Annotated in this window: 10 protein-coding genes and 1 other RNA gene; 8 read left to right on the forward strand and 3 right to left on the reverse strand. The window is 58.9% G+C overall.

The features are described 5' to 3' along the window. Window positions 1–62: 62 nt before the first annotated feature. Window positions 63–1,796 carry a proline--tRNA ligase gene (locus ABS758_RS14040; RefSeq protein WP_350383898.1) on the reverse strand — a complete coding sequence of 578 codons (1,734 nt, stop codon included), beginning with the start codon at window positions 1,794–1,796 and terminating at the stop codon, window positions 63–65. Between the two features lie 67 nt (window positions 1,797–1,863). Between ABS758_RS14040 and ABS758_RS14045 the strand changes: the two genes are divergently transcribed. From ABS758_RS14045 to ABS758_RS14065, 5 genes are all read left to right on the forward strand, one after another. Continuing rightward, entirely contained in the window at window positions 1,864–2,442 is a 579-nt protein-coding gene (locus tag ABS758_RS14045) for an RNA pyrophosphohydrolase (protein WP_350383899.1), read from the forward strand. Window positions 2,443–2,456: 14 nt separating this feature from the next. Continuing rightward, window positions 2,457–2,858, forward strand: coding sequence for a hypothetical protein (locus ABS758_RS14050; protein ID WP_350383901.1), 402 nt, complete (start codon window positions 2,457–2,459; stop codon window positions 2,856–2,858). 2 nt (window positions 2,859–2,860) lie between these two features. After that, complete coding sequence (locus ABS758_RS14055; protein WP_350383902.1) at window positions 2,861–3,163, forward strand: cell division protein ZapA; 303 nt, start codon at window positions 2,861–2,863, stop codon at window positions 3,161–3,163. Window positions 3,164–3,204: 41 nt separating this feature from the next. Continuing rightward, a non-coding RNA gene (ssrS, locus tag ABS758_RS14060) (6S RNA) lies at window positions 3,205–3,385 on the forward strand. A gap of 106 nt (window positions 3,386–3,491) precedes the next feature. Further along, window positions 3,492–4,250: an SIMPL domain-containing protein gene (locus tag ABS758_RS14065; RefSeq protein WP_350383904.1), complete on the forward strand. Its 759-nt coding sequence runs from the start codon at window positions 3,492–3,494 to the stop codon at window positions 4,248–4,250. On the opposite strand, the gene lgt is transcribed toward ABS758_RS14065, so the two are convergent. Continuing rightward, window positions 4,201–4,983, reverse strand: coding sequence for a prolipoprotein diacylglyceryl transferase (gene lgt, locus ABS758_RS14070; RefSeq protein WP_350383905.1), 783 nt, complete (start codon window positions 4,981–4,983; stop codon window positions 4,201–4,203). The two genes, ABS758_RS14065 and lgt, sit on opposite strands and share 50 nt — an antisense overlap. Before the next feature lie 104 nt (window positions 4,984–5,087). On the opposite strand from lgt, the gene ABS758_RS14075 reads away from it, so the two are divergent. Continuing rightward, the gene (locus ABS758_RS14075; protein ID WP_492304517.1) at window positions 5,088–5,423 is read left to right on the forward strand and encodes a c-type cytochrome; all 336 of its coding nucleotides are present in this window, start codon (window positions 5,088–5,090) and stop codon (window positions 5,421–5,423) included. Window positions 5,424–5,436: 13 nt separating this feature from the next. Continuing rightward, a complete protein-coding gene (gene msrA / locus ABS758_RS14080; RefSeq protein ID WP_350383908.1) occupies window positions 5,437–5,964 on the forward strand; it encodes a peptide-methionine (S)-S-oxide reductase MsrA in 528 nt (175 codons plus the stop codon). Here msrA and ABS758_RS14085 read toward each other — a convergent pair. Beyond that, entirely contained in the window at window positions 5,951–6,931 is a 981-nt protein-coding gene (locus ABS758_RS14085; RefSeq protein WP_350383909.1) for a hypothetical protein, read from the reverse strand. The two genes, msrA and ABS758_RS14085, sit on opposite strands and share 14 nt — an antisense overlap. Window positions 6,932–7,095: 164 nt before the next feature. Between ABS758_RS14085 and ABS758_RS14090 the strand changes: the two genes are divergently transcribed. Next, a complete protein-coding gene (locus tag ABS758_RS14090; RefSeq protein ID WP_350383910.1) occupies window positions 7,096–7,638 on the forward strand; it encodes an Lrp/AsnC family transcriptional regulator in 543 nt (180 codons plus the stop codon). Window positions 7,639–7,995 lie beyond the last annotated feature (357 nt).

Below are 7,995 nucleotides of genomic sequence, written 5' to 3' on the forward strand. Positions count from 1 at the left end.
TTAAGCCGTGTGACAGGCCACAGAATCCGTATGCCCGTGGTCTGTGGCCTGAATGGCAGGCATCAAAGGGATTGCAGCATCTCAATCACCCGGGCAGCCGCATCCTGAGGCGCCAGCTTTTTTACCTCGGTATCGCGACGTGCCTGGATCTCGACGATGCCTTCCTTCAGGCCGCGATCGCCAAGGGTAACGCGCACCGGCACGCCGATGAGTTCCCAGTCGGCAAACATGATGCCGGGGCGCACATCGCGATCGTCCAAGATGACATCGATGCCTGCGTCCTTGAGGGATTGGTACAGCGAGCGCGCGGCGTTTCGAACGGTTTCACTTTTCGCCATGCCAATGGGGCACAGCACCACTTCGAAGGGAGCCAGCGCCCGGGGCCAGATCATGCCGCGATCATCATGGTTTTGCTCGATGGCAGCGGCGGCGATCCGGCTGATGCCGATGCCATAACAGCCCATCTGCAATACCGCTGGCTTGCCGTCAGTACCCAGATAGGTGGCATTCAGGGCCTTGGAGTATTTGTCTCCCAGGAAAAACACATGCCCCACCTCGATGCCACGCTGAATGGCCAGCTGGCCACCTGCGGGATCTGGGTCGCCGGCCACGACATTGCGCAAATCGGCCACCAGATGTGGTTCTGGAAGATCACGCCCCCAGTTCACGCCCGTGTAGTGGTAACCCGGCTGGTTGGCGCCGCAGACAAAATCGCCCATATTGGCCACGGTGCGATCCGCGATGATGGTGATTGAATCAGCGGCCAGGCCCACTGGGCCCAGATAACCGGGCGTGCAATGAAACACGCTGTCGATCTCGGCTTCGCTTGCCAGACGATAGCCGTCTGTCAGGCCGGGCAGTTTGCCTACCTTGATCTCGTTGGTTTCGTGGTCGCCACGAATCAGCAGCAGCCACAAACGCACCGGGCCTTTTTCAGGGTCTGTGGCCAGCACCACGGCCTTTACCGTTTTGGACAGCGGCAATCCCAGTTGTTCAGCCACAATCTCGCACTTGGGGGCCTCGGGAGTGGCTCGTTGCGTAAGGGGCTGTTGTGCTGCCTCACGCGTGGCAATCAGGCAGGGGGCGTCAGCCAGCTCTATATTGGCGGCGTAATCCGAGTCAGGGTTGTAGACGATCAGGTCTTCTCCTGTGTCGGCAATCACCTGAAACTCGTGGCTGCGCGAGCCGCCGATCGAGCCGGTGTCTGCGGCCACTGCCCGATAGCTCAGACCCAGACGGGAAAAAATCTGCTGATAGGCTGCGTACATGATGTCGTAGCTGGCCAGCGCCGATTGCTCATCACGATCAAAGGAGTAGGCATCCTTCATGGTGAATTCGCGCCCGCGCATCAGGCCGAATCGGGGCCGGCGTTCGTCGCGAAACTTGGTCTGGATGTGATAGAAATTGAGGGGTAACTGGCGCCAGCTGTGGATTTCGTTGCGGGCAATGTCGGTGATCACTTCCTCTGAGGTAGGCTGCAGCACAAAATCGCGTTGATGGCGATCCTTGATGCGCAGCAGCTCGGCACCGTATTGCTCCCAGCGCCCCGACTCCTGCCAGAGCTCTGCCGGCTGCACCACCGGCATCAACAGCTCGATGGCACCCGCGTGGTTCATTTCTTCGCGGACGATGTTTTCAATTTTGCGCAGTACCTTCAGGCCCATGGGCATGTAGGTGTAGATGCCGCCCGCAATCTTGCGGATCATGCCGGCCCGCGTCATTAGCTGGTGGCTAACAACCTCGGCTTCGGCAGGGGCTTCTTTGAGTGTATTCAGGTGGTACTTGCTGGCGTACATGGTAGGGATTCCGCTGGGTACGTATAATCGACAGTAATTGTATTGAATTCACAACCGAGGTGGCCCCATGTTGGATCGCGAAGGCTACCGCCCCAATGTCGGCATCATTCTTGTGAACCAGAAAAACGAGGTTTTCTGGGGCAAACGCATCCGAGAGCACGCTTGGCAGTTTCCGCAGGGCGGCATCAAGCACGGAGAAACCCCCGTGCAGGCGATGTACCGAGAACTCCACGAGGAAACCGGCCTGCGTGCAGAACATGTCCGCATTTTGGGGCGTACACGAGACTGGCTGCGGTATACCGTGCCCGATCATTACGTTCGCCGCGAACTCCGCGGTCATTACAAAGGCCAGAAGCAAATCTGGTTTTTGCTGCGTATGGTGGGCCGGGATACCGATGTTTCCTTGCGGGCTACCGATATGCCCGAATTCGATGCCTGGCGCTGGAACGCCTACTGGGTGCCCCTAGAGGCCGTCATCGAATTCAAACGCGAAGTCTACACCCTGGCGCTCAACGAGCTCTCCAGTTTGTTGTTTCGCCGGGGTCGCGAGAATCGCTATTTGCGTCATCGCGGGGCGCGCGGTACCGTACAGACCAGTCATTCCCCGGCAGTGCCGGGATCGCATTCGTCCCAGACCACCTCCTGAACCAGGATATCCGCATGCTCGAAGATCTAGACGCCTTGTCACGACGCATCCAGAAGGTTGTGCAACTGGCCCAGGGCCTGCAGGCCGAACGCCAAACCCTGCGGGCTCGCATCCATCAGCTCGAGGCCGAGTGCCAGATGCTTAAAACCCAACAGGCACAAGAGCGCGATGCCTTTTCCCAGATGTCCCAACGAGCCGCCCAGCACGATCACGAGCTTCAGGCCGTGCGTGCCGAAACCGAACAGGCCCGCAGTGCCCTCGAAACCCGGGTGCGCAACCAGCAACAGCATGCCGATGCCTTGCAACGGCGCCTGGATGCTACCCAGGAAGACTACGGCCGGCTCAGCGCGGTGGCTGTGGATGCCCAAAAACAGATCGAACTGATCCTTGAGCGCCTGCCTGGCGCGGAGGTCTGACCATGGAACGCGTAGATGTTTCCATCCTGGGTCGCGATTATTCGCTGGCCTGCGCCCCCCAAGAAAAAGACGCCTTGCTGGCGGCCGTCAGACAGGTCGATCAACGGATGCTCGCCATCAAGGGTTCGGGCAAGGTGGTCAGCAACGAGCGTATCGCCGTCATGGCTGCCATCCAGATCGCCAACGAGCTTCTTACCCTGCGCGCACCCGACGGCCCGCTCAGTCAACTTGCCTTGGGTGATTTCAGGAGTAAAATTGACGACATGAACGGCATGCTTGATGAAATCCTCGGGGATGCCGCTTAAGCAGATTTTCGGATGCCGTGTTCTTGCGCATCCAAACTTCTAAGTCCCTGCCGTGTACGTGACTTGGCCATACATTCCTTGAACCAATGCTAATTGGCATCGGTTGCCGGATTGACAGATGGGAGAGCTACCTTCACTGGATAGCCCAAAGCCTGACTGATGGCGACCACCGTGAACCTCAGGTTCCGGGATGCCGGCCTAGACGGCACAAGCGGGGCGTTTACAAATGGTCCACCGTGGTAACACGGTGGGCTTTTGTTTGTCTGGCTTCTCCGGGTATCCTGCGGTATTGGCCGTCAGTCAGATGGCGGCATTCACAGAGGTATTCATGACACCATCCAATTCCTTATCCCGTTTTGCCCTTGTTGGCGCCATGGCCCTTGGGCTGGCCGCCTATGGTTCTCTGGCGTCTGCCGCACCTCACCATCAAGCCAAGTGGGATGGCCCCCACGGCCCGACGGCCACGTTGTCAGCGCAAGCCAGTGCCGAGGTCTCCCAGGATACGGTTCAGGTTACTCTGGCAGCAGAACTTTCCGCCGATAGCCAGGCCAAGGTCTCCGAGCAACTTAACCAGCGGCTGGATACGACAATGAAACAGGCCAAGGGCCACGAGGGCATCGAAGTCCGTAGCGGCAACTATCGTATCTGGCCCACCACCAACCAGGATGGCCAGATCTCCGAATGGCGTGGGCGCGCCGAAATCATCCTGACGTCGCAAGATTTTTCGGCTGCCTCCAAGCTGGCCGGGCAGTTGTCCGGGGATATGCCGATTTCCGGCATGGATTTTTCAGTCTCGCGCGAGCGCCGTCTGGCTCAAGAACAGGCGCTCACTACTCAGGCCGTCAAGGCGTTTCGCGCCAGGGCGCAGGCGCTGACAGAAGCCCTGGGGTTTGATTCCTATCGCCTGTCTACCATCGACGTCGGCGGCAGTGGCGAAATGCCACCTTCCCCCGCGCCGCGCATGATGATGGCAATGATGTCAGCCGACAAGGTGGCTGCGCCCATTGAGGGCGGCCAGCAAACCCTTGCGGTGTCGGTCAGCGGGACGATTCTTTTGCGGCCCGTAAAAAAAGCCAAAGACCAATAAGCACCATCGGGACAGACAAAATCTGTCCCATCGACAAGCCCCCCATCAGCAGCCCCAGAAACGCGTCGGGTTCCCGGGTGAATTCCACCAGAAACCGAAACGTACCGTAGCCCATCAAAAACACGGCACTGATCTGGCCCATGGGGCGGGGCTTGCGGGCAAACCACCACACCAGCGCAAACAGGGCAAAGCCTTCCAGGCCCATTTCGTACAGTTGCGAAGGATGGCGGGCGATCCCATCCCCGGATCCCGGGAACACCATGCCCCAGGGCAGGTCGGTGGGCCGGCCCCAGAGTTCGCCGTTAATGAAATTGCCCAGGCGGCCGGCGGCCAGGCCCAGCGGAATCAGCGGCGCAATGAAGTCGCCAATGGCCAATAGCGGCTGGCCACGCTTGCGGGCAAAAATCAGCATGGCCACAATCACGCCCAGCAAACCGCCGTGAAACGACATGCCGCCTTGCCAGACATAAAAAATCGACAAGGGGTTGGCCAGGTAGTCGTCAAATTTGTAAAACACCACGTAACCGATGCGCCCGCCCAGCACCACGCCCAACACGCCGTAGAAAATAATGTCTTCGAGATCCCGCAAGTTGAGTTCACCCGGATGATGCTGGATGCGCCAGCGCCCCAACAGCCAGGCCAGGGCAAACCCCGCCAGATACATCAGGCCATACCAATGGATGGCCACGGGCCCCAATTGCAGGGCAATCGGGTTGATATGAGGGAAAGGCATGGACAGGCACCCCGAGGAAACACAATCATGGATAATAACCGTAACGCAGGTTCAACCAGAGGGTAGCTTTGATGGCAGTGCGGGTGGCGCAAACACATCTCGGTATGCGGCAGATGCTGCTGTTATTGGCTGTGTGCCTCTTTTCCTGGGGTCCGTCCGCCTGGGCGGATGTTTCCGTGGGCCGGGCGCTGGCCGCACAACGGCAATGTCTGGGGTGCCATCAGGTTAATGCCCGCCGCGTGGGGCCACCCTTTGCGGCCATTGCCCAGCGTTTTCAGGGCCGTGCGGATGCCGCACCCTATCTGGCGCAGCAAATCCGCCAGGGCAGCAGAGGCCAGTGGGGGGCTATTCCCATGCCGGCACAAACCCGGGTGTCCAAAACCGATGCCATTCAGCTGGCTCGCTGGATTCTGTCGCTGGCAAACACGGCGCCGCACTGATCAGGAGTTTCTTATGCAACAGGCAATTTTTGGTGGCGGCTGCTTCTGGTGCCAGGAGCCCGTGTTTCGTGCCCTGGATGGTGTGCTGGATGTACTGCCCGGCTATTGTGGCGGCAGCGTGCCTTCTCCCACCTACCAGCAGGTTTGTCAGCAGGATACCGGTCACATCGAGGTCAACCAGATTCAGTTCGATCCTGCCCGCATCAGTTATCGCACCTTGCTGGAAGTATTTTTTGGCACCCACGACCCTACCACGCCCAATCGGCAGGGCCATGATGTCGGGCCTCAATATGCCTCAGTGATTTTTTACCAGGACGACGCCCAGCATGCAGAGGCCAGGGCGGTGGTGGCCGAAGTCCAGGCCCTTCTGCCAGACCCGGTGTGTACGCAGCTTCGTGCGGCGCAGCCGTTTTGGCCTGCCGAGTCCTACCATCAGCAGTATTACCAGCAGCACCCCGAGCAAGGCTATTGCCAGGTGGTCATTGCGCCCAAGATGGCGAAGTTCAGGCAGCGCTACGCCAAGCTGCTCAAGCAGGCCTGATATTGTCTTGTCTGGCCAGGTGTTGGCCCCACCGGGTGTGTGGTTGCGTCAGGGCAGCCAGCGCGGCCAGCACCGCCAGCGTCAGCAGGCCGCGCAGCACCAAAATCACCCACACGTTGGCCCCCAGCGTCAAAATAAGCAGGGTGTCTTCTATCAGGGCGTGACACAACGACAGCCACGAGAGTGCCAGCAATCGCGTGCGCGCACTGAAGTTCTCGCGTTCTGCAGCATCAATGATCAGTGCCCCTCCATAGGCCAGGCCCAGCAAAACCCCCACGGTGGTCAGTGGTGCCGCGCGTTCTTCCAGGCCCGAGAGCTTCAGCACCGGGGTCAGCAAGCGCGTAATCAGGCGCGTGATCTTCAGCCGCTCCAGCAGATCCAGCAAAATCACCATGCCGATGATGACCAGCAGCACCAGCAGCAGGGATTGCACCGTGGAAAGCAGCCAGGTCAGGACATCGGGCGGGCCCTGGGTAAGCCCTGCATCCTGTCCCATCCAGGCAAACGACACCGGATCCTGAAGCCAGCCGGCCGCCTGGCAAGTCCAGGTAACGGCTGCGCCATACACAATGCCCACGATAATGCGCAGCGTACCGGTTATCCAGGCGCTTGCGCCGGCACGACGCACCACTGACTGTTCGGTGGGTACGTTATGCGCAAACAGCATCATGGCACCCAGCGCACTGATCTGGGCTACGTTCATGTCGAGGGTGTCCGACAGCGCGGCCATCGAAGCCATGCCGCCATAGATATTGGTAATGACGGTCGTGGCCCAGATCAGCCCGGCTTGCGGCGGAAGCCCCAGAAATGCCATGGCGGGTGCCAGAAACTCGCCCACCTGCTGCACCAGGCCCATGCGGTCGGCCGCGTAGACAATCACCATCACGGGCACCATGATGCGCGCAATGGTCATAAACATGCGTATGCTGCGTTGCCGGATAGTGTTCAGATAAAGAAGGACGTTCATGACAATGGAGGCAGGCCCAGAGTGGCGCAAGGCGCCGATGTGGGCGACTGTACACCAGAAGCGCAGGCTCAATAACCCTGCTGGGGTGGTTAGGGATTGCCAGCGCTGGCAGGCCATCTTATCCTGAACGTTTATTGCTGTTCTATCAAAATAGGTTTTACATGATGCCTGCCGAGGACCTCGACCAGACTGATCAACTTATCCTGATGCACCTGCAGCAAGATGGTCGCATCAGCAACCAAGAGCTCGCCCAGCGGGTGGCGCTTTCCCCCAGCCCCTGTCTGCGCCGGGTCAAGCGCCTCGAAGACCACGGCTACATACAACGTTATGTGGCACTGGCCAGTCCCGAGAAACTTGGTTTGGGTTTGCTTGCCTATATCTCGGTAAGGCTGGATAAATCTTCTCGTGCCGAGCACCAGGGCATCACCGGCTTTGCCCAGGATGTTCAGGGTTGGCCCGAGGTCATCCAGTGCTACGCGATGTCCGGCGATATGGATTATCTGCTGCGTGTCCAGGTCGAAGACCTCGCCGCTTTCTCCCGTTTCGCCATGGATACCCTGATGCGCCATCCCTCCGTGGTAGACATCCGCAGCAGCTTCGCTTTGCAGTCCATCAAAGAAACCACAGAGCTTCCGGTACGCAGTTTGCGCACAACAAAAAAAGCGTGCTATAGTTCGGTCTCTTCGCCGCCGGGCGGTCAGGGTTAACCCCGACAACACTGGGTAAAACCAGTGGTTTGGCAAGCCGAAGCGCAGTCATTTGAAGGCAATGGTCTCGATGGTTGTGCGGGGTAAAAAGGCGAGGCGCCGGTTTCGGCCGGTGGCAGTCTGGCTTGACGTTAACACTTAAATGTGTTTTAATTTCGGGCTCGACGAGGGGATGAAGGTTTCCTTGTCAAGGCGCTGCGAGGCAGTGTTCAAGCGGTTTTGTCACGATGTGGCAAGTTAATAACCGGTTGAGTCACCCACCCCAGCTGCTTGACAAGATTAAAAAACTTCTTCATAATCTCGTTTCTCTGCTTCACGCAGATTTGTTCTTTAAAAACTAAACAGCCGATAAGTGTG

This window comes from Castellaniella sp. FW104-7C03 (assembly GCF_040276085.1).
GTDB lineage: Bacteria > Pseudomonadota > Gammaproteobacteria > Burkholderiales > Burkholderiaceae_B > Castellaniella.

Excerpts from the sequence above, each read along its gene's own strand:
- ABS758_RS14050 (WP_350383901.1), top strand. The coding sequence starts at position 2,457 with ATGCTCGAAGATCTAGACGCCTTGTCACGACGCATCCAGAAGGTTGTG.
- lgt (WP_350383905.1), bottom strand. The coding sequence starts at position 4,983 with ATGCCTTTCCCTCATATCAACCCGATTGCCCTGCAATTGGGGCCCGTG.
- ABS758_RS14065 (WP_350383904.1), top strand. The coding sequence starts at position 3,492 with ATGACACCATCCAATTCCTTATCCCGTTTTGCCCTTGTTGGCGCCATG.
- ABS758_RS14075 (WP_492304517.1), top strand. The coding sequence starts at position 5,088 with ATGCGGCAGATGCTGCTGTTATTGGCTGTGTGCCTCTTTTCCTGGGGT.
- ABS758_RS14055 (WP_350383902.1), top strand. The coding sequence starts at position 2,861 with ATGGAACGCGTAGATGTTTCCATCCTGGGTCGCGATTATTCGCTGGCC.
- ABS758_RS14085 (WP_350383909.1), bottom strand. The coding sequence starts at position 6,931 with ATGAACGTCCTTCTTTATCTGAACACTATCCGGCAACGCAGCATACGC.
- msrA (WP_350383908.1), top strand. The coding sequence starts at position 5,437 with ATGCAACAGGCAATTTTTGGTGGCGGCTGCTTCTGGTGCCAGGAGCCC.
- ABS758_RS14040 (WP_350383898.1), bottom strand. The coding sequence starts at position 1,796 with ATGTACGCCAGCAAGTACCACCTGAATACACTCAAAGAAGCCCCTGCC.
- ABS758_RS14090 (WP_350383910.1), top strand. The coding sequence starts at position 7,096 with ATGCCTGCCGAGGACCTCGACCAGACTGATCAACTTATCCTGATGCAC.
- ABS758_RS14045 (WP_350383899.1), top strand. The coding sequence starts at position 1,864 with ATGTTGGATCGCGAAGGCTACCGCCCCAATGTCGGCATCATTCTTGTG.